Here is a 19,260-nt window from a genome sequence, read left to right as displayed (position 1 = left end):
TGGCGCAACTGTGCCTGATGGCATGGATGGCCGGGCCAGCTGTCGCGATATTCCCTAAGAACCGCTGGAAGACCACCGGCCGCGGCTGTGACCTTGCGGCCGAACCATGCCATGCTTGTACGGATCAGGGGCGGGCGGGCAATGGACGGGCGATGCGGCCGGAAGCCGGATGCGCATGTCTTGGCCCGGGTGCACGGGGGAAGAAGCATGGACTGGCTATTCAGCGGCATCAGGACGCGGCTCGCGTGGGTGGGCCTCGCCGCCGGCCTGTGCTGGCAGGCGGGCTTTGCCGCCGTGCCCGCGGCCGATCCGGATGCCCTGATCCGGCAGATCTATCAATTGCAGGTCACGGATCACGCGCGATCCCTGCAGGTGCTGGCTCAGCTCAACCAGCAGGCTGCCAGCCTGACGCCGGCCCAGCAATGGCAGATGCGCTATCTCAATGCCTGGGAAGTCATGTACCAGGGCGATTACGCCAAGTCGGAATCGCTGCTCGACGACATCATTCGGCATTCCGGCGATCCGCTCCTGGCGGATCGTGCGTCGGCCATGTTGCTCAGCCAGCTCGGGGCCGCCCGGCATTACACCGAGGCGTTCGAGCTGGCCAATCGCGTCGCGGCACGCCTGCCGCAGGTCACGGACGCCAAGGTACGCCGCTTGTTGTTGTCCAACCTGTCGCAGGTGATGGGGTCTGCGGGCCAGACCGACCTGGCGGTGCGCTATGCGCGCATGGCCATCGCGGCCGTTCCCGCGGGCGAAAGCCAGTGCTATCCCGCTTCGATCCTGGTCGAGGCGCTCTATTACGGCAAAAGGCTCAAGTCGGACAGCCCGGAATTGCGGCAGGCCTTCGACGACTGCCCGGCGGCCAAGGCGCCGCTGTACAACACCAACCTGTATTTCATGCTCGCCGAGGAGCTCCTGCGCGAGGGGCAACCGCGTCAGGTGCTCGCCCTGCTCGACCGCATTCAACCCAGTGTCGATGCCAACGGCTATGTCCCCGCGCAGCGTTCGGCCCAGGTGGACAGGGCAACGGCGCTGGCCGCCATAGGCCAGGACGACGACGCCAAGCGGATGGCTTTGGCCGTGGTTGCCCAGGGAAAGTCGGGCGACATCGACGCGTGGTTGAAAGATGCCTACCAGGTGCTTTACCGCATCGAGAAAAAGCAGGGCAACGCCGCCGCCGCGCTCGATTATTACGAGAAGTTCGCCGCATTGGACAAGGCCTATCTGGACGATGTGCATGCGCGTGCGATGGCCTACGAAACCGTGCAGCAGCACGTGCTGGCGCAGAACCTGGAAACGGAAAGGCTGGGCCAGCAGAACGCCGAACTGCTGGTGCAGCAGAAGCTGGCCGCCAAGACGGCCGAGGCCAGCCGGCTGTATCTCTTGCTGCTGCTCATGGCGCTGGGCTTCGCCGCGATGTGGATGTACCGGCTCAAGCGCTCGCAGCTGCGCTTCGAGCGGCTGTCCCGCCTCGACGGCCTGACCGCCATCTACAACCGCCAGCATTTCATGGGCGAGGCCGAACGCATGCTGCAGCAGCTGGCGAAGCGGAACGGTGCGGCTTGCCTGGCCTTCATCGACCTCGACCATTTCAAGCGCATCAACGACACCCACGGGCATGCCATGGGCGACGAGGTGCTGCGCTGCATGGTCGCTGCCTGCAAGCAGCACTTGCGTGCCGTCGACCTGTTCGGCCGCCTCGGCGGCGAGGAGTTCGGCATCCTGCTGGTGGATTGCTCGCGCGAGCAGGGCATCGCCATCGCCGAACGCATGCGCGTCACCATCGAAGCCACCGTGGTGGAATTCGATGACGTGGCCGTGACCGCATCCACCAGCATCGGACTCGCCTTCACCGATGCTGCCGGCCACGATCTGCGCCGCCTCTGCGCCGACGCCGATGCCGCGCTTTACCGCGCCAAGCACGACGGGCGTAACCGCGTGATGGCCGGTGTCGGGGATCTCGAGCCGGCCTGACCCGCGCGGTGCGCCGGAAGGCTGCGCCACCCTCGATATTTCCTCCGCAAGCAGGAGCGGGAAGTTCGCTAAGATCGCCGGATGACGACTCCCATCCTCTCCACCTTGAACGTTCCCGGCCGCGGCCGCCTGGCCTGCGTGGGCCTGGGCATGACGCTGGGCTCCCATCTCACCCCGCTGGCACGCAGCCATATCGTGCAGGCAGACGTGGTGTTCGCGGCGCTGTCCGATGCCATTGCGGAAGAGTGGCTGAAGCGCATGCACCCGGACGTGCGCAGCCTGCAGCCCTACTACGCCGAGGGCAAGCCGCGCATGAAAACCTACCGCGAGTGGGTGGCGTTGATGATGGACGAACTGCGCGCCGGCAAGCGGGTCTGCGGCGTGTTCTACGGCCATCCCGGCATCTTCGCCTGGTCGCCGCACAAGGTGATCGAGCAGGCCCGCGCCGAGGGTTTCGACGCGCACATGGAACCGGGCATTTCCGCCGAGGATTGCCTCTACGCCGACCTTGGCTTCGACCCGGGCCAATGCGGTTGCCAGCATTTCGAGGCCAGCCAGCTGCTGTACTGCGAGCGCCGCATCGACCCTGCCGGCTATCTCGTGCTGTGGCAGGTGGGCGTGATCGGCAACCGCTCCGTGGGTCGCTTCGACACCGGACCGGCCTACCGCGCCCTGCTGGTGGAGCGGCTGGAGCAGGACTATCCGTCGGATCACGAGGTCATCGTCTACCGCGGCGCCACGCTGCCCATCGAGCAGCCGCGCATTCAGCGCATAACCTTGCGCGAACTGGCCGACGTGCCGCTGACCGCCGAGGAAACGGTGGTGCTGCCGCCCGCCGTGACCTTGCAACCGAACCGTGCCATGCTGGAGCGGCTGAAGGCGCTGGATATGGCGACCTGAAGCGGGGGGCGGCACGTCTGTGCCGTTTAGACAGGGGCAGGGGAACAATATGACCGATACGATCGAGTTGCTGGAAGCCATCGGCAGCGATGCGTCGCTGCGCTATGCGCGAACCGATGAGTTGAAGAGTGTGCTAGAGCAGGTGCAGGCAAGCGCCGAGCTTACGGCGGCGGTGGCGGCGGGAGACAGCTCGCCGTTGCGCGTGGAGCTGGGAATTCAACAGGTGCCGCAAGCACCTCAGACGCATGCGCCAGGTCACGGAGATGACGAAGAGGACGGCGAAAGCGATACACCGCAGCAACCAGACCGCGCACCGCCTTCGTCCTCAAATCAGGATTCGTCGCACTGACAATCGACGGATGCATGACATGTCCCGGTGGTCGAATAGCCTGCGGCGCTGGGCGGCGGGCATAGGTCTGGCCAGTTGTCTGTGCTGGCAGGTCGGCTATGCCGCCACGCGCATCGCCGACTCGAATGCTCTCCTCAAGCAGATCGAGGACTTGCAGCTGACGGATCATTCGCGATCCCTTGGTCTGTTGGCGCAGATCAACCAACAAGCTTCCGGGCTGACATCGGAGCAGCAATGGCACCTGCAGCTCTTGAATGCATGGGAAGCCATGTACGAGGGCGATTACCCCAAGTCGGAAGTCCTGTTTCAGGGCATCATTCAGCATTCCGGCGACCCGTTGCTGGCGGGGCGCGCATCTGCGTTGCTGTTGAGCCAATTAGGGCTTACCCGGCGCTACACGGAAGCATTTGAGTTGGCCAATCACCTTGCGGCGCGCTTGCCTCAGATTACAGACGCAAAGGTTCGCTTTTCACTGTTGTTGAACTTGTCGGCGACACTCGGTCTAGCCGGACAGACCGATCTGGCGTTGGGCTACGCGCGAATGGCAATGAGGGCTGTCCCTGCCGGAGATAGCCCGTGCTATCCGGCTTCTTATTTGGTTGAGGCACTCTTCAACGGGCACCGGCTCAAACCTGACAGTCCGGAGTTGCAACAGGCTTTCGATGCCTGTCCGGCGACGAAGGAGCCGGTGTACAACACCAACCTCATGATCACACTTGCTGATCTGTATGTGCGCGGAGGGCAGCCGAACAAGGCGCTTGCGTTGCTCGATCAGGCTGAGCCAAGCCTTGATATCAATGGTTATGTTCCCAACAAGTTGTCGGCCTTGGTGAACAGAGCACAGGCATTGGCGGCACTGGGCGACGATGACGCCGCCCGGAAAGCCGCCTTGGCCGTGGTAGCCGAAGGCCAGTCGGGTGATATCGATGCGTGGCTCAAAGACACCTACGAGGTGCTCTACCGCATCGAGAAAAAGCGGGGTGATATTGCCGCCGCGCTCGACTATCACGAGAAATTCGCCGCGCTGGACAAGGCCTATCTGGACGACGTCCATGCGCGTGCGCTGGCCTATGAGACGGTGCAGCAGCACGTGCTGGCGCAGAAGCTGGAGACGGAGAGGCTGAGTCAGCAGAACGCCGAACTGCTGGTGCGGCAGAAGCTGGATGCCAAGACGGTCGAGGCCAACCGGCTGTACCTCGCGCTGCTGCTCACCGCGCTGGGTTTCGGCACGCTGTGGATGTTCCGGCTCAAGCGCTCGCAACTGCGCTTCAAGCGGTTGTCCCACCTCGATGGCCTGACCGCCATCTACAACCGCCAGCATTTCATGGGCGAAGCCGAGCGCATCTTGCGCCAGCTGGAGAAGCGGCGGGGTGATGCCTGCCTGGCCTTCATCGACCTGGATCACTTCAAGCGCATCAACGACACCCACGGGCACGGCATCGGCGACGAAGTGCTGTGTCGTGCCGTCGCCGCCTGCCGGCAGTACCTGCGCCCGACCGATCTGTTCGGCCGTCTCGGCGGCGAGGAATTCGGCATCCTGTTTGTCGACGGTTCGCGCGGACAGGCCATGGCCGTTGCCGAGCGCATCCGCGGAGCCATCGAGGCCGCCGTGGTGGACAACGGCGGCATGGTCGTGACGGTGTCCGCCAGCATCGGTCTGGCCTTCACCGAGAGCACCGGTCACGACCTGCACCGCCTGTGCACGGAAGCCGATGCTTCGCTGTACCGCGCCAAGCGCGGTGGCCGCAATCGCGTGATGGTCGGCGCGGAAGGCCTTGTGGAAGCGTGAGCTTCCCGGCTCAGCGCACGCCCACCAGCTCCACGTCAAATACCAGCGTGGCATCCGGCGGCACCGCGTCACCGGCGCCGCGGCTGCCGTAGGCCAGCCGGGCGGGAATGACCAGGGTGCGCTTGCCGCCCACGTGCATGCCGCGGATGCCCTGGTCCCAGCCGGCAATCACCTCGCCCGCGCCCAGCGTGAAGCTGATCGGTTCGCCGTTTTGCTCCGAGCTGTCGAACTCCGTGCCGTGATGGTCCTTGGCGTCCGCGTCGTACAGCCAGCCGGTGTAATTCACCTCGACCACGTCGCCATCGTTCGCCACGCTGCCGTGGCCGACCACGATGTCGGTCTTCTGCAGCTGGACGATTTTGTCCGCGGCCCAAGCCAGTGGCGTGGCGACCAGGGCACCCAGCAGGACGGTGGCGAATGCGATGGAAAGGCGGCACATGCAATGGGATTCCGGGAACGAAGCGCGCGCAGTCTAGCGCGTCTCTCGGCCCGGCTGCGGCCGAGAGACGCCGTGTTCAGAGACTCTAGTGATCCTGATGGTCGCCGTTGTCCTTGGGGGCAGGTTTGCCGTGTGCCGGTGCGGGCTTGCCGGCGCCGGGGCGAGGAGCGACGGGCGGGCGCTGCGGCGCGACCGGACGTGCTCCTGCAGGCGGCCCCATCGGCGGGCGTTGCGGCATGGGACGAGGATTGTGGCCCGGCAGCGGGCGCGCCGGTGGCTGCGGCCGGCTGCCGCCTGGCGGTGGCATCGGGCGGGGCATCGGCGGCGGTGGCGGCCGCCTCGGCATGGGGCGCGCGTACCAGCTGGCGCGCTGGCGGTAGAACGGACGGTTGCGGTAGTAGCTGTCCCAGTAGCTGCTGATCACGAAGGTGACGATGGGGATGCCGATCTGCGCACCGTACTGGGGTACCAGCACGTACTGGTTGTTGTAGTCGTACTGGATGAAGTTGCCGGCGATCCACCCGCGCTCGTCCTGGTAGATCACGTCGCACCACTCCCAGCCGCTGGTGCAGCCCTGCACGCTCAGCGGCGCACCGGCAGGAAGCGTGTCTATGAGCGGGTAGCTGAAGTCCGGTCCGGCACGAAGGTGCGCGTTGCCGGTGGTGTAGCCAGCGGCGCCTTGTGCGAGCGCGAGCGCGGGCAGGGCGAGCAACGGGAGTGTGGCGAGCCATGCGATGCGTTTCATCGGAACTCCTCCTGTGTCGTGGACGTACTACCTCGGTGGAAGCCTGCGCCGGACCGGGTGAATCCGACGAGACGGATGGATGACGTCAGCCGTGCAGCGCCAACTGCCCCTGCACCTCGTTGATCGAGTCGCGGATGCGCTTGGAAAATACCGAATCGAGGTGGTGGATCAGCACCAGCCGTTCGGTGGCGCGGGTCATCGCCACGTAGAGCAGGCGCGCCTCGTCCACTTCGCGCTGGCCTTCGTGGGGCAGCGAGCCGAGGCCGGGCACGATCACGAAGGGGAATTCCAGGCCCTTGCAGGAGTGCATGGTGAGCAGCTTCACGCTGTCCTTCACCACGAACAGCGCCTGCTTGCCGCGCTCGTCGGCGAGGCTGGAGGGGATGTCGATGCGCGTGAGCGCCTCGTGCAGCTTCTCGCCTTCCCAGTTGTTGCGGTAGATCACCGCCATGTCGCCCCAGGGGCGGCCGTGCGCGCGTTCCTCGCGCAGCTGGGCGATCAGCGCGTCGAGCTGGGCGGCGGCGGTATCGGTGCGGATCAGTTCGGGCAGCGGGCCGCGGCGGCCGGCGCTTTCCGGAGCGATCAGCGGCACGCCGTCGTCATCGTCGCTGCGTGCGGCGAGCAGCTCGTTGGCGAAGTTGCGTGCCACCGCGAGAATCTCCAGCGTATTGCGGTAGTTGAGCTTGAGGATGGTGGTGCGGCCCTGCGCCTGCACGCCCAGGCTTTTCCAGCTGATGCGGCGGCGGTCGGGGTTGCCGTAGATGTTCTGCGCGTCGTCGTACAGCACCAGCAGCGAATTGGTGGCCGGGTCGATCATCTGCACGATCAGCTTGTACCAGTCCGGCTCGAAGTCGTGGCCTTCGTCCACCAGCACGGCGCCGTACTGGAAGCGCGGGATCTGGCCCTTGTCGACGCCCTCGATCACGCGCTCCACCATCTTCTCGAAGAAGCGCTCGCCCTTGGGCGGCAGTTCCACGTGATAACTGGTGAGCATGCGCCGGCACCAGCGGTGGAAGTTGTAGACCTGCACCTTGTCGCTGAGCCCGCGTTCGCCGATGAGTTCCTCCAGCCGCGCCGCCAGCGCCTTGTTGTAGCAGAGCACCAGGATGGGCCGGCTCATCGAGCGCGCCAGCTGCATCGCGCGGAAGCCGAGGATCATGGTTTTGCCGGAGCCGGCCACGCCGTGGATGATGCGGTGCTCGTCGCCCAGCGAGCGCGCGAGCTGCTCCTGCTGCGCGTCCATCACCTTCACCAGTTCGGGGATCTCCAGCGCGCGCACGTCCTTGCCCGTGGCGGCGAACAGGCCGAACTGGCCGCTGCCCGGCTCCACCCGGATCTCGGGGAACAGGTGCCAGCGCACGCGGTCGATCTGCGGCAGGGTGAGCGCCACCGGGAACACCTGCGGGAACATCGCCCACAGCCGCTCCTGGAAGGCTTCGGAGTCCACCGTCTCGTACAGCTCGTCGCGGCAAATCGCGAGGTGCGCGGGAATCACCGCATCGAGGCTGCCTTCCTGGAACTGGTTGCGCGTGATGTTGGCCAGCACCACGCCGTAACCCCAGGGCATGGCGAGCTTGCCGGCGTAGCGGTGGCCTTCCGGGTTGCGCAGGGCGGGATCGTTCTCCAGCACCACGCCGATCTCCAGCGCATAGGCGCGCGCCTGCAGCAGCGGGTTGGTTTCCTTCGCCAGCCCGCGCTCGGTGACCAGGGTGAACTGGGTCTTGTCGGCGTGACGGATGGTGTCGGCCTTCCAGTCCTTCACTTCCAGCACCAGCAGGCCGCGGCGCGGGTGGAACACCACGAAGTCGGGCTGGCGCTGTTTCAGGCCGACGGGCACGTCGTACCAGAGCAGGTAGTCGTCCTCGAGCTTCTGCTCCAGCCGCTCGGACACGCGTTTCTCGCCGCCGGTCATGCGCGGCAGGCAGCTGTTGCGGGAAGGTATGAGCGTGGCCATGCCGGCTTCCGTGGAGGGCTTGCCGGAAAGTAGCTGAACGGTTCGGGCTGTCAACGGATGCCCCTGCCTGGGCGCTTGTGCAGGGTGGGACTCGCTGGGGCAAAAACCGGAACGGGATACGTGCCGGAAACCCGCGGATACACCAAGATACGTCCGCCGGTCATTGCCCAAGGGGGGGCGGATGCCTATCCAGGTTCAGAGCTTGTCGTTGCTCGGCGCGCTGCAGGCCATGACCGTGGCCCTGATGCTGTGGCTGGGCGTGCGTTCGGACAAGAGCCGGATGGTGCGCAGCCTGTACCTGCGGGCTTCGGCCCTGGCCGTGGAGGCATTGGGCTATGCCTCGCTGGCGTTCGGGCAGCATCTGCCGCCGGCCGCCATCACCCTGGGGGGCAACGCGCTCAACCTGCTGGCGCAGGCGATGAGCGTGATCGCACTGCGCATGCTGCTGGGCGTGCCGCTGCGCTGGCGCAGCGTGATCGCGGTGGGCGTGGTCGGCTGGGGTGGTGTGGCCTGGTTTGCCGTAGTGGACCCGGACTACCAGAGCCGCGTGTTGTGGGGCTCGGTGGCCATCGCATGCAACCTCCTGCTGAACATCGAGGCGTTGCTTGGCGATCGCCGCGACCATGGCTCGCGGGCGCGCTACGTGCTGCTGTGGATTTTCGTGTTGTCGCTGCTACTGCTGGTGTGGCGCAACGGCATGCTGTGGCTGACGGGCAGGCAGCTGCTGGACGTATACGCGCCCAGCCCGATCAACGTGTTCTGGATGCTCATGTCGATCATGCAGCCGCTGTTCTACGGCCTGGGTTTCGTGCTGCTCTACAACGAGTTGCTGCAACGCGAGTTGTACGTAATGGCACGCACGGATCCGTTGACCGGCGTGCCGAACCGGTTGGCGCTGGAAGAGCGCTTCGCCGGCATGCTGGTCGCCAGCGAGGTGGCACGCGTGCCGTTCTGTCTGCTGTTGCTGGATGTCGACCATTTCAAGAGCGTGAACGACCGCTTCGGGCATGACTGCGGTGACGAGGCGCTGAAGGCGTTGATGCAGCGTGTGGGTGCCGCCTTGCCTCCCGAGAGCATGATCGGAAGGCTGGGCGGCGAGGAATTCATCGTGCTGGTCCCGGCAGCTGGGCGCCGCGACGGCGAAGCCCTGGCGGAATGGATTCGCGAAGCAGTGATGGATGGGCCGGTAGTCATCGATGGCCGCAGCCTGCCTCTGACCATCTCGGTGGGCGTGGCCGAGGTTGAATCGTACGAGCGGGACATGTCGTCCACGCTGCGCCGCGCGGACAAGGCGCTGTACGTAGCCAAGCACGGTGGCCGCAACCGCGTGGTCACGGCGCCCGCCAATGCTGCCGACCGGCTGCAGGTTATTTGAACCGGTTATTTGCAGTGGGCTGGACTTGGTGTTATTGATGGAACCCATGACCCACACCGCCCGCCAGTACTTTTGGTTTTATGGCTATCCGAAGCCGCTGGCGGAGGCATGGGTGCGATCGTCCTGACGAAACACTGAAACCCCATCCCGAAAGCCGCCAGCAACATCGAGGCGGCTTTTTTCATGGCCGCCGCACCCCACACGAGGAGCCGCCGCCATGTCCCACGTTTCCACCGATGACCTGCGCATCCGCAGCATCCAGCCGCTTGCCACGCCCGTCGAGGTGATGGACGAGTGCCCCGCCACCGACGCCATGCTGGACACCGTGGGGCATGCGCGCACGGCACTGCATCGCATCCTCGAAGGCACGGACGACCGCCTCGCGGTAGTGATCGGCCCGTGCTCCATCCACGATCCACGCGCGGCGCTGGACTATGCGCAGCGGCTGGCGGAGCAGCGCAGGCGGCTGGGCGGCGAGCTGGAAATCGTGATGCGCGTGTACTTCGAGAAGCCGCGCACCACGGTGGGCTGGAAGGGGCTCATCAACGATCCGGATCTCGACGGCAGCTTCCAGATCAATAAAGGCCTGCGCGTCGCGCGCAAGCTGCTGTGCGACATCAACGCGCTGGGCATGCCGGCGGGCTGCGAATTCCTCGACATCATCTCGCCGCAGTATCTCGCGGACCTGGTGGCCTGGGGCGCCATCGGTGCGCGCACCACCGAGAGCCAGGTGCACCGCGAGCTGGCTTCCGGGCTGTCCTGCCCGGTGGGCTTCAAGAACGGCACCGACGGCAACGTGAAGATCGCGCTGGACGCGGTGCAGGCCGCCTCGCATCCGCACCATTTCCTCGCGGTGACCAAGCAGGGGCAGGCCGCCATCGCCGCCACCAGCGGCAACCGCGACTGCCACGTGATCCTGCGCGGCGGCAAAGTGCCCAACTACGACGCGGCCAGCGTCGAGGCCGCCTGCACCGAGATCGGCAAGGCCGGTTTGCCGCCGCGGGTGATGATCGACGCCAGCCACGCCAACAGCGGCAAGAATCCCGAGAACCAGCCGCGCGTGGTGGCCGCTATCGCCGCCCAGCTCGAGGCGGGCGAGTCGCGCATCGTGGGTGCGATGGTGGAGAGCCACCTGGTCGGTGGCCGCCAGGAGCTGCTACCAGATCATCCGCTGGTCTACGGCCAGAGCATCACCGACGGCTGCATCGGCTGGGACGATTCGGTGTGCGTGCTGGAACGGCTGGCCGCGGCCGTGCGCCGACGCCGCGAACTGGCGCGGGACGAGCTGGCGGCCTGACGCGTATGCTTGGCGGCATCGTTCATGGAGAACAGCATGCATCTCGACATTCGGCATGATCGGGCCACGCACCGCTTCGAGGTAAGAGTGGAAGGCGCGCATTGCGTGCTCGATTACATGCTCGGCGACGGCACGTTGACGATCACCCACACCGGGGTGCCGGCGGCGGTAGGCGGCCGTGGCGTGGCCGGCGAGCTGGTCCGTGCGGCAATGGAGTTCGCGCGCGCGGAAGGCTGGAAGGTGCGGCCTGCCTGCTCGTATGCCGCGGTCTGGCTGGAACGGCACCCCGACTACGCGGAGTTGCGCGCATGAACGGCGGGGCATCGGGCACGAACGGCGCAACCAAGGCGCGGCGCTGGCGGCCTTTCCGCTACGTGACGGCGCGGCCGCGGCTCAGCGTGTCGTTCGCGATTTTCCTGGTCACGGGCACCGTGCTGATGCTGCTGGGCCTGCGCGTGGCCACGGCGATCCTGCTCGGCTTCGACCTGGCTGCAGTGGTCTACCTGTTCGCACTGGCGCGCCTGTTCAACAAATCCACGCCCGCGCGCATGCGCCTGCAGGCGAAGGCGCAGGACACCGGGCGCTGGGGCGTGCTGTGGAGCGCGGTGGTGCTCTCCGGCGTGGTGCTGGTGGCGCTGGGCACCGAACTGCATGCCGCGAAAGGCGGCGGCCTGCCCGCGCTGGGCGTGGGCGCGCTCAGCGTGGTGCTGAGCTGGCTTTTCCTCAACATCATGTTTGCGCTGCATTACGCGCACGGCTTCTACGGCGACTTCGGCGAGAAGCATTCCGGGCTGGAATTCCCCGACACCCCCGAGCCCGACTACTGGGACTTTGCCTACTTCGCCATCGTGATCGGCATGACCTTCCAGGTCTCCGACGTGCAGATCAGCAGCCGCTACCTGCGCCGCGTGGCCCTGCTGCACAGCGTGATCGCATTCTTCTTCAACGTGTTCATCATCGCGATCACGGTGAACATCGTGGCGGGGATGGGTGGGTAGCAGCGCAGGCCTGCGGGCGATCAGTCCCGCAGGTTGTCGAACTGCAGCGGCAGTTCCACGTCGGCCTTGCGCAGCACCGCCATCGCGTCCTGGAGGTCGTCGCGCTTCTTGCCGGTGACACGCAGCTTGTCGCCGTTGATCTGCGCCTCGACCTTGAGCTTGGCCTCCTTCAGCGTGGCCACCAGCTTCTTCGCCACCGGCTGCTCGATACCCTGCTTCACGGTGATCTTCTGCCGCGCGCCGGCGAGGTTGGTTTCCACCTCGCCGATGTCCAGCGCGCGGATGTCGATCTTCCGCGTGGTGAGCCGGCCGCGCAGGATGTCCAGCATCTGCTGCAGCTGGAAGTCGCTGGGCGCGGTGAGCAGGATCTCGGACTTCTCCAGCGCGAACTTCGCGTCCGAACCCTTGAAATCGAAGCGGTTCGCCAGCTCGCGGTTGGCCTGGTCCACGGCGTTGGTCAGTTCGTGCTTGTCGACTTCGGAAATCACGTCGAAGGAGGGCATGGCGAAGGCTCGCAGGTGGGAAGGCGCAAAGTGTACGCGATGCAATAATGCGCGCCTTGCATGGCGGGAGTGGCCGGGTGAAAACGGATGTGCTGATCGTCGGCGCCGGCGCCGCGGGGCTTATGTGCGCGATCACCGCTGGGCAACGCGGCCGCCATGTGCTGGTGGTCGACCATGCCAACCGCGTCGGCAAGAAGATCCTGATGTCCGGCGGCGGGCGGTGCAACTTCACCAATACCGGCGCATCGCCCGCGAACTACCTCAGCGCCAACCCGCATTTCGCCAAGTCCGCGCTGGCGCGTTATACGCCGGCGGACTTCATCGAACTGGTGGAGAAGCACGGCATCGCCTACCACGAGAAAGAGCTGGGGCAGCTGTTCTGCGACGACTCGTCGAAGCAGATCGTGCGCCTGCTGCTCGACGAGTGCGCCGACGCCGGTGTACGCATCGAGGCCAACTGTGGCGTCGAGCGCGTGCGCAAGACGGACACGGGCTTCGCCGTGCTCACCGCGCACGGCGAGGTACATGCGGAGTCGCTGGTGGTGGCGACGGGCGGCCTGTCCATCCCCAGCATGGGCGCCACCGGCTTCGGCTACGAGCTGGCGCGCCAGTTCGGCCATGCCGTGTTGCCCGTGCGAGCCGCGCTGGTGCCGCTGACCCTGAGCGGCAAGCACCAGGAGCATTACGCCGATCTCGCCGGCGTGGCGCTGCCGGCGGCCGAGGCGCGGGTAGGCAAGCGCGCCTTCCGTGCGGGTCTGCTGTTCACCCATCGCGGCCTGAGCGGGCCGTCCATCCTGCAGATTTCCTCGTACTGGCAGCCGGGCGACGACCTGCGGCTCGATCTCGCGCCCGATGTGGACCTGGGCGATTGGCTGCTGGCGCAGCGCGCCGCGCACCCGGCGGCCGAGCTAAGGAACGTGCTGGCCGATGCCTTGCCCAAGCGTCTCGCGCATCGCCTATGCGAGCAGTGGTTTCCTAGCCGTCCCATGCGCCAGTACCGCGACGCCGAACTGCGCGAGATCGGGCGGCAACTGCACGACTGGCCCGTGGTGGCCAGCGGTACCGAAGGCTATCGCACTGCCGAGGTCACCCTGGGTGGCGTGGATACCGACGGCCTCTCCTCCAGCACCATGCAATCGAAGCGGGTATCCGGTTTGTACTTCATCGGCGAAGTGGTCGACGTCACCGGTTGGCTGGGCGGCTACAACTTCCAGTGGGCCTGGGCCTCGGGGCATGCGGCGGGTGAGGTGGCGTGACGACGCGGTTTCGCGGTGGCTGAACGTCAGGGATGTTCCACTGCATGGATGATCCCATCCTTGGAGTGCAGCTCATGAAAATCGGTTTTCTCGGCCTTGGCGCGATGGGCGCCGCGATGGCGACGAATCTGCTCAAGGCAGGGCATGAAGTGACGGTGTGGAACCGTTCGCCGGCCGCGGCGAGGCCGCTGGCGGCGCTGGGGGCCGTGGTGGCTTCGACACCTGCCGACGCGGCGCATGGCGATGCCGTACTGAGCATGCTGGCGAACGATGATGCGGTGCGTGGCGTGATCCTCGACGGCGGCGTGCTCGGCGCCATGGTGCCCGGCACCGTGCACGTGAACCACGCGACGGTGTCGGTGGAGCTGGCGAGGGAATTGGCGCACAGGCATGCCGCGCGCGACGTGGGTTACGTCGCCGCGCCGGTGTTCGGACGGCCAGACGTCGCCGCTGCCGGCAAGCTCAACATCCTTGCTGCTGGCGAGACGCAGGCCGTCGAGCGCGTGCGCCCGCTGCTGGATGCGATGGGCAGCCGCGTATGGCCGCTGGGCGACGCGCCGGAGCGTGCCAACGTGGCGAAAATCGCGGGCAATTTCATGCTGGCGACGGCGATTGAAAGCATGGCCGAGGCATCCGCGCTGGTGCGCGCACATGGCATCAGCGCAGCGGATTTCCTCGAAGTGATGACCGGCACGCTGTTCGCCGCGCCGGCTTACCAGGGTTATGCGGCACTGATCGCCGCGCAGCGCTTCAAGCCGGCGGGCTTCGCATTGCCGTTGGGCTACAAGGACGTGGGACTGGCGCTGCGCGCCGGCGAGGCGGCGCGGGTGCCGCTACCGTTTGCCGGGGTGCTGCGCGATAGCCTGCTGGAGGCCTTGGCCGCGGGCGACGAGGATGTGGACTGGTCGGTACTGTCGCAAGTGGCGGCGCGGCGCGCGCGGCTCGACGAACGCGGGTGTTAGCGCTGGCGCAGCCAGCGGTCCAACTGGTTCGCGAAGGCCTGTTTGTCGCGCGCATGGAATGGCGCGTGGCCGCCGGTGTCGACCCCGGCGCCGCGCAGTTCGTCCATGAAATTGCGCATGGTCAGGCGCTGGGCGATGGTGTCGGGCGTGTGCAGCGCGCCGCGCGGATCCAGCGCCAATGCGCCTTTCTCGATGACGGCGGCGGCCAGCGGAATGTCCTGCGTGACGACGAGGTCGCCGGCGTTCACGCGGCGGGCGATCTCGTGATCCGCCACATCGAAGCCGCCGGGCACCTGCACCGCGCGGATGAAGCGGGACGGCGGCGTGCGCAGATACTGATTCGCCACCAGCGTCACCATCACCTGTTCGCGCTCGGCGGCGCGGAACAGGATTTCCTTGATCGGCACCGGGCAGGCGTCGGCGTCGACCAGGATCTGCGCCGTCCCGCTCACGCTGCGTTCCAGTGCAGCGCGCCGTCGACGATGGTGTGGGTACGGCCGCCGACCCATACCGTGCCATCCACGATGCGGACGACGAGCTGGGCATCGTGGCCGATCTCGCGCCCCTGGCTCACCACGTAGCCGCCGGCCAGCGCGCCGTGCGGTTCGGCTTGTGCGATGTACGCGGCGATCAGGCCATTGGCGGCGCCGGAGGCGGGATCTTCGACGATGCCCACGCCGGCGGGGAAAGCGCGCACCACCAGCTGATAGTCGGAATGTGCGCTGCGTGCGAACGCGCACAGGCCCATGCTGTCGCTGGCACGGGCCAGCGCGCCGATGGCGCTGTGGTCGGGGTTCCATGCGCGCAGCGCGGCTTCGTCCTCCACCTCCGCCATCCACCAGCGCCGGCCGCCATCCACCAGCGCGGGCGGCAGCCTGCCTCCGCCGATGCCGGCCAGTGCGGCAGCGAGCAGCGGATGCACGTCGCGACCGGTTTTCAGCACGCGTTCGCCGGGGGACTGCAGCAGCAGGCAGCGATCCGCGCCAGCGCCTTCCACGCGCAGCGGCAGCACGCCGGCGCCGCATTCCTGCCACAGCAACCCATCGACGGGCTGTGCCAGCCCGCATTCCAGAGCCGCATGGGCGCTGCCCACGCTAGGGTGGCCGGCGAACGGGATCTCCTTGTGCGGGGTAAAGATGCGCACGCGGTAACTGGCCGAGGGATCGGCGGGCGGCAGCAGGAAAGTGGTTTCGACGAGATCCGTCCAGCGTGCGAAGCGCTGCATCGCTTCGCTGTTCCAGTGCTCTGCGCCAAGCACCACGCCGAGGTGGTTGCCGCCGCCGTGAGTAGCCGCAAAGACGTCCAGATGAAGATAGCGAAGCAGGGGCATGGCCATGGGTTCGTGGGGGGAGCGCGCATGATAGTCGCGTCCGCCGTTCATGCAGCCGTTTTGTTCCGGATTCGACAAGCGCCCGCGCTGCCGCCAAGATGCCGCCACCTCATCGCCCGGGCGCGGAATCGTTCATGTCGACCACCCTCATCATCCTCGCGATCACCTGCGTCGTCTCGTTCATCGCCTTCAACAACCGCAAGGTGATGGACGACCTGATCCTGTGGCCGCCGGCGATCAGTCGCCACAAGGAATATCACCGGCTGGTGAGCTACGGCCTGGTGCATGCGGATGTCGGCCATCTGCTGTTCAACATGCTCACGCTGTTCTTCTTCGGGCGGTACATGGAGGGTTTCTATACCAGCCAGTTGGGCGCGTTCGGTTTCGCGCTGTTCTACATCGGCGGCCTGGTGGTTTCGATCCTGCCTACCTACCTGAGGAATCGCGGCAATCCGAACTACCGCAGCCTGGGTGCCTCGGGCGCCGTGTCGGCGGTGCTGTTCGGCTTCGTGCTGCTAGGGCCATGGCAACGCATCATCGTGTTCGTGATCCCGATGCCGGCGATCATCTACGCCGCGCTCTACACCGCCTATTCGATGTACATGGACAAGCGCGGGATGGACGGCGTCAACCACAGCGCCCACCTGTGGGGCGCGGCTTATGGCGTGCTGTTCACCGTGCTGGTGAATCCTCCCCTGGTGCTGTCGAATTTTCTCGGTCAGCTGCTGCAGCCGCGATTCTGAGCATCAGCGTCGGTTCAACCATCCGGTAGCAGGCTGAAGCCATCGTCTCCCGAGGAGGCCACGTCATGAAACGCCTGTTGAGTGTTTTCGCCCTTGTCGCGCTGACTGCGCTGCTGTCGGGCTGCTATTACGAGCCGAGTTACGGTTACGTGCGGCCCACGGCGTATGCCGGTGCGGCCTATTACGGCAACAGCACGGCCTATGGCGATGGTTACTACGCCGCGCCGGGCTGGTACGGCTATGACGGCTGGTACGGCGGTTATGGCTACGGCTGCTGCTACGCGCCGGGTGTGGTGGTGGGTGGCGTGTGGTACGACCACTGGGGCCATCGCCACTATGGCGGCGGCGGCTATGTGCGCGGCCGCGGTCCCAGCCCCGGCCATGTCGGCGGCGGCAGCCATGGGCACTGGAGCGGCCATACCGGCGGTAACCATCACTGAGTGTCCGTGGGGCATGATGGCGGGATGCCCCGCCACCTTGCCCTTGTTCGCCGCTTCCGTCCCGGATACCTCGCGTTTGCGATGCTGAGCCTCGTGCTGTGCGCCTGCAGCGGCCTCCGTTACTACGCGCAGGCGGTGCACGGACAGGGCGAATTGGTGCTGCGGCGGCAGCCGGTGCGCAAGCTGCTGCAGGATCCGTCCACCGATCCGAAGCTCGCCGCGCGCCTGTCGCTGGCGCTGGCCGCGCGCGGGTTCGCCAGCCGCCATCTCGGGCTGCCCGACAACCGCAGCTACACCACCTATGTGGCTCTGCGCCGCTCCTACGTGGTGTGGAACGTGTTCGCCACCCCGCGTTATTCGGTGGATGCGGTGCGCCACTGCTTCCCCGTCGCCGGCTGCGTGGCCTATCGCGGCTGGTTCAGCGAGGCCGCCGCCAAGGCCGATGCGGCGCGCCTGCGCAGCGCGGGCGACGACGTATGGGTCGGTGGCGTCCCTGCGTACTCCACGCTGGGCTGGTTCGCCGACCCCATCCTCTCCACCATGCTGGGCTGGGATGACGACGAGCTGGCCAGCACGATCTTCCACGAACTGGCGCACCAGCTGATCTACGCCAAGGGCGACACCGCGTTCAACGAATCCTTCGCCACCTTCGTGCAGACCGAGGGCCTACGCGAATGGCGCGCCTCGCGCGGTCTGTCGCCGGACGACGGGCGGGCGCAGGCGATGGACGACGGCTTCACGAAACTGGTGCTGGACCTGCGCGACCGTCTGCAGGAGCTCTATGCCAGCGGTGCGGACACCGAGGCCATGGAGGCGGGCAAGCAGCGCGAGATCGCCGCATTCCGCCAGCGCTACGCCCAGTGGCGCGATGCCAACTGGCCGAACGAGCATAACTACGACGCGTGGGTGGCCAGGCCGATCAACAACGCGCAATTGCTGCCGTTCGGGCTGTACGACCAATGGACGCCGGCCTTCGACGCGATCTTCCGCAAGGGCGGTTCGCAGTGGCCCGCGTTCTACGCCAGGGTGCGCGAGCTTGCGAGCGAACCCAAGGCGGCGCGCGATGCCGCGCTCAAGGCGCTACTGCCTTGAAGTTCAATGCACGGCCTTGTGCCTTGCCATGTAGCGCAGATAGTCCAGTGTCGCATCGAGATCGGCGTCGCTGAGTGACTCCTGCGTGGGGAAGCCCTGCATCTTCGCCTGCGGCCAGCGGCGCAGCGACTGCGGGTTGCGGATATAGCCGCGCAGCAGGTCGGCGCACAGATATTCCGTCGGGTTGTAAGGCAGGTTCAGATCCGGCCCCAGCTTCGCGTCGCCCTCGCCGTTCAACGTGTGGCAGGCGAAGCAGGTGCGCTTGAATACGTCGAAGCCGCGGCGCACGTCGGCGGACGCATCGGCCGAGGGCACGATGGCCGGGAAGCGCGCATCCACCCCGGAAAGCGCCCGGATCGCGGCCAGCTGGTAGGGCCACTGCTCGGGGCCGATGTGTGCGGCCTGCGGGTTCGTCCACACCAGGTAGAACGGGCCAGCGCCCTTGGCATTTTCGGCCAGCGCAGGCCACGGACGCGCCGGATCTTCCACCGCCAGCCACGCCTGCGCACCCTGCCGGTTGAGGATCGCCGTGGCAGGAATCTCGGCAGTGAAGCCGTCGGCGGCGACGAACTGCAGGTGCTGGTCCGCCCGCAGGCCGGGCAGCAGGGCGAGCAGCGGCACGGCGCGATAGCGCATGGTGCGGCGGAATGCCACATCGCCCGGCACCGTCACCTCGGTCGCATCGGGGCGGGCGAGCAACTGGGCGGTGCTCCAGGTTTTTGTGCCCTTGCCCAGGTCGATACGCAGATCCGCTGCGTGGGCTAGCAGGGGCAGGGACAGCCAGAGCAGGCAGCAGCGCAGCAGCAGTTTCATGACGACCTTCCTATGGATTAGGGCATTGTATTGCCGCACCATCATCCCAACCTCTGGAACGACCATGGTTGGATGGCTGGCTGAAAACTGAATCGGTCCAAAAAATTTGGTCCGGTTACCTTGAACTTCAGCTTCCCCGGCTACACTAAGCACATGTATCGCCGTGAGGCGAAAGGAGACGGGGCAAAACATCGCACCGTCGAGGGGTCGGCCCCTCTCTCCCCTCTTGACGCGCCGACCTGACGAATCCCGGTAACTACTCCCCTGGTTACCGGGATTTTTTATGCCCGCGATTTGC

The 19,260-nt window shown here is 66.4% G+C and carries 20 protein-coding genes; 13 read left to right on the top strand and 7 right to left on the bottom strand.

Annotated features, from left to right (window positions below):
- Positions 1–207 precede the first annotated feature (207 nt).
- The 4 genes from IHE46_RS09560 (at position 208) to IHE46_RS09545 (ending at position 5,015) form a co-directional block, all read left to right on the top strand.
- Positions 208–1,977, top strand: coding sequence for a GGDEF domain-containing protein (locus IHE46_RS09560; RefSeq protein ID WP_192164397.1), 1,770 nt, complete (start codon positions 208–210; stop codon positions 1,975–1,977).
- Positions 1,978–2,058: 81 nt separating this feature from the next.
- The gene (locus IHE46_RS09555; protein ID WP_192164396.1) at positions 2,059–2,877 is read left to right on the top strand and encodes an SAM-dependent methyltransferase; all 819 of its coding nucleotides are present in this window, start codon (positions 2,059–2,061) and stop codon (positions 2,875–2,877) included.
- 49 nt (positions 2,878–2,926) lie between these two features.
- Positions 2,927–3,226 carry a hypothetical protein gene (locus tag IHE46_RS09550; RefSeq protein ID WP_192164395.1) on the top strand — a complete coding sequence of 100 codons (300 nt, stop codon included), beginning with the start codon at positions 2,927–2,929 and terminating at the stop codon, positions 3,224–3,226.
- A 19-nt stretch (positions 3,227–3,245) separates the two neighbouring features.
- Positions 3,246–5,015, top strand: coding sequence for a GGDEF domain-containing protein (locus IHE46_RS09545; RefSeq protein WP_192164394.1), 1,770 nt, complete (start codon positions 3,246–3,248; stop codon positions 5,013–5,015).
- 10 nt (positions 5,016–5,025) lie between these two features.
- Here the strand turns inward: IHE46_RS09545 and IHE46_RS09540 are convergent, their stop codons facing one another.
- The 3 genes from IHE46_RS09540 to IHE46_RS09530 form a co-directional block, all read right to left on the bottom strand.
- Complete coding sequence (locus IHE46_RS09540) at positions 5,026–5,454, bottom strand: FKBP-type peptidyl-prolyl cis-trans isomerase (protein WP_192164393.1); 429 nt, start codon at positions 5,452–5,454, stop codon at positions 5,026–5,028.
- 85 nt (positions 5,455–5,539) lie between these two features.
- Positions 5,540–6,199, bottom strand: a complete 660-nt coding sequence (locus IHE46_RS09535) for an SH3 domain-containing protein (RefSeq protein WP_192164392.1) — start codon at positions 6,197–6,199, stop codon at positions 5,540–5,542.
- Positions 6,200–6,284: 85 nt separating this feature from the next.
- Positions 6,285–8,153, bottom strand: a complete 1,869-nt coding sequence (locus IHE46_RS09530) for a 3'-5' exonuclease (RefSeq protein WP_192164391.1) — start codon at positions 8,151–8,153, stop codon at positions 6,285–6,287.
- Positions 8,154–8,334: 181 nt separating this feature from the next.
- On the opposite strand from IHE46_RS09530, the gene IHE46_RS09525 reads away from it, so the two are divergent.
- From IHE46_RS09525 to IHE46_RS09510, 4 genes are all read left to right on the top strand, one after another.
- Complete coding sequence (locus IHE46_RS09525) at positions 8,335–9,528, top strand: GGDEF domain-containing protein (protein ID WP_192164390.1); 1,194 nt, start codon at positions 8,335–8,337, stop codon at positions 9,526–9,528.
- Positions 9,529–9,745: 217 nt separating this feature from the next.
- On the top strand, positions 9,746–10,825 hold the full coding sequence (locus IHE46_RS09520) for a 3-deoxy-7-phosphoheptulonate synthase (RefSeq protein WP_192164389.1): 1,080 nt from the start codon (positions 9,746–9,748) through the stop codon (positions 10,823–10,825).
- Positions 10,826–10,861: 36 nt separating this feature from the next.
- On the top strand, positions 10,862–11,137 hold the full coding sequence (locus IHE46_RS09515) for a GNAT family N-acetyltransferase (protein WP_192164388.1): 276 nt from the start codon (positions 10,862–10,864) through the stop codon (positions 11,135–11,137).
- Entirely contained in the window at positions 11,134–11,823 is a 690-nt protein-coding gene (locus IHE46_RS09510) for a DUF1345 domain-containing protein (RefSeq protein WP_192164387.1), read from the top strand. Before IHE46_RS09515 ends, IHE46_RS09510 begins: the two co-directional genes overlap by 4 nt.
- A 20-nt stretch (positions 11,824–11,843) precedes the next feature.
- On the opposite strand, the gene IHE46_RS09505 is transcribed toward IHE46_RS09510, so the two are convergent.
- Positions 11,844–12,326, bottom strand: a complete 483-nt coding sequence (locus IHE46_RS09505) for a YajQ family cyclic di-GMP-binding protein (protein ID WP_192164386.1) — start codon at positions 12,324–12,326, stop codon at positions 11,844–11,846.
- Between the two features lie 47 nt (positions 12,327–12,373).
- On the opposite strand from IHE46_RS09505, the gene IHE46_RS09500 reads away from it, so the two are divergent.
- Positions 12,374–13,582: an NAD(P)/FAD-dependent oxidoreductase gene (locus tag IHE46_RS09500; RefSeq protein ID WP_192164385.1), complete on the top strand. Its 1,209-nt coding sequence runs from the start codon at positions 12,374–12,376 to the stop codon at positions 13,580–13,582.
- A gap of 74 nt (positions 13,583–13,656) precedes the next feature.
- Positions 13,657–14,544, top strand: a complete 888-nt coding sequence (locus IHE46_RS09495; protein ID WP_192164384.1) for an NAD(P)-dependent oxidoreductase — start codon at positions 13,657–13,659, stop codon at positions 14,542–14,544.
- On the opposite strand, the gene IHE46_RS09490 is transcribed toward IHE46_RS09495, so the two are convergent.
- Positions 14,541–14,996 (bottom strand): YaiI/YqxD family protein, encoded by a 456-nt coding sequence (locus tag IHE46_RS09490; RefSeq protein ID WP_343230013.1) that lies wholly within the window; start codon positions 14,994–14,996, stop codon positions 14,541–14,543. The two genes, IHE46_RS09495 and IHE46_RS09490, sit on opposite strands and share 4 nt — an antisense overlap.
- Positions 14,993–15,874, bottom strand: a complete 882-nt coding sequence (locus IHE46_RS09485) for a PhzF family phenazine biosynthesis protein (RefSeq protein WP_192164382.1) — start codon at positions 15,872–15,874, stop codon at positions 14,993–14,995. Before IHE46_RS09485 ends, IHE46_RS09490 begins: the two co-directional genes overlap by 4 nt.
- Before the next feature lie 134 nt (positions 15,875–16,008).
- Here IHE46_RS09485 and IHE46_RS09480 point away from each other — a divergent pair, with 134 nt between their 5' ends.
- The 3 genes from IHE46_RS09480 to IHE46_RS09470 all read left to right on the top strand — a co-directional run bounded on the left by IHE46_RS09480 (position 16,009) and on the right by IHE46_RS09470 (position 18,149).
- Positions 16,009–16,617 carry a rhomboid family intramembrane serine protease gene (locus IHE46_RS09480; protein ID WP_192164381.1) on the top strand — a complete coding sequence of 203 codons (609 nt, stop codon included), beginning with the start codon at positions 16,009–16,011 and terminating at the stop codon, positions 16,615–16,617.
- A gap of 65 nt (positions 16,618–16,682) precedes the next feature.
- Positions 16,683–17,057 carry a hypothetical protein gene (locus IHE46_RS09475; protein ID WP_192164380.1) on the top strand — a complete coding sequence of 125 codons (375 nt, stop codon included), beginning with the start codon at positions 16,683–16,685 and terminating at the stop codon, positions 17,055–17,057.
- Positions 17,058–17,141: 84 nt separating this feature from the next.
- The gene (locus IHE46_RS09470) at positions 17,142–18,149 is read left to right on the top strand and encodes an aminopeptidase (RefSeq protein WP_225562973.1); all 1,008 of its coding nucleotides are present in this window, start codon (positions 17,142–17,144) and stop codon (positions 18,147–18,149) included.
- Between the two features lie 3 nt (positions 18,150–18,152).
- Here the strand turns inward: IHE46_RS09470 and IHE46_RS09465 are convergent, their stop codons facing one another.
- Positions 18,153–18,962, bottom strand: coding sequence for a cytochrome c (locus tag IHE46_RS09465; RefSeq protein ID WP_192164378.1), 810 nt, complete (start codon positions 18,960–18,962; stop codon positions 18,153–18,155).
- Between the last annotated feature and the right edge of the window lie 298 nt (positions 18,963–19,260).

Source organism: Rhodanobacter sp. DHG33, assembly GCF_014843005.1.
In the GTDB taxonomy this organism is placed as follows: domain Bacteria; phylum Pseudomonadota; class Gammaproteobacteria; order Xanthomonadales; family Rhodanobacteraceae; genus Rhodanobacter_A.
The sequence above is the reverse complement of the archived record's forward strand: the minus strand, read 5'-3'. Positions and strand labels throughout refer to the sequence as shown.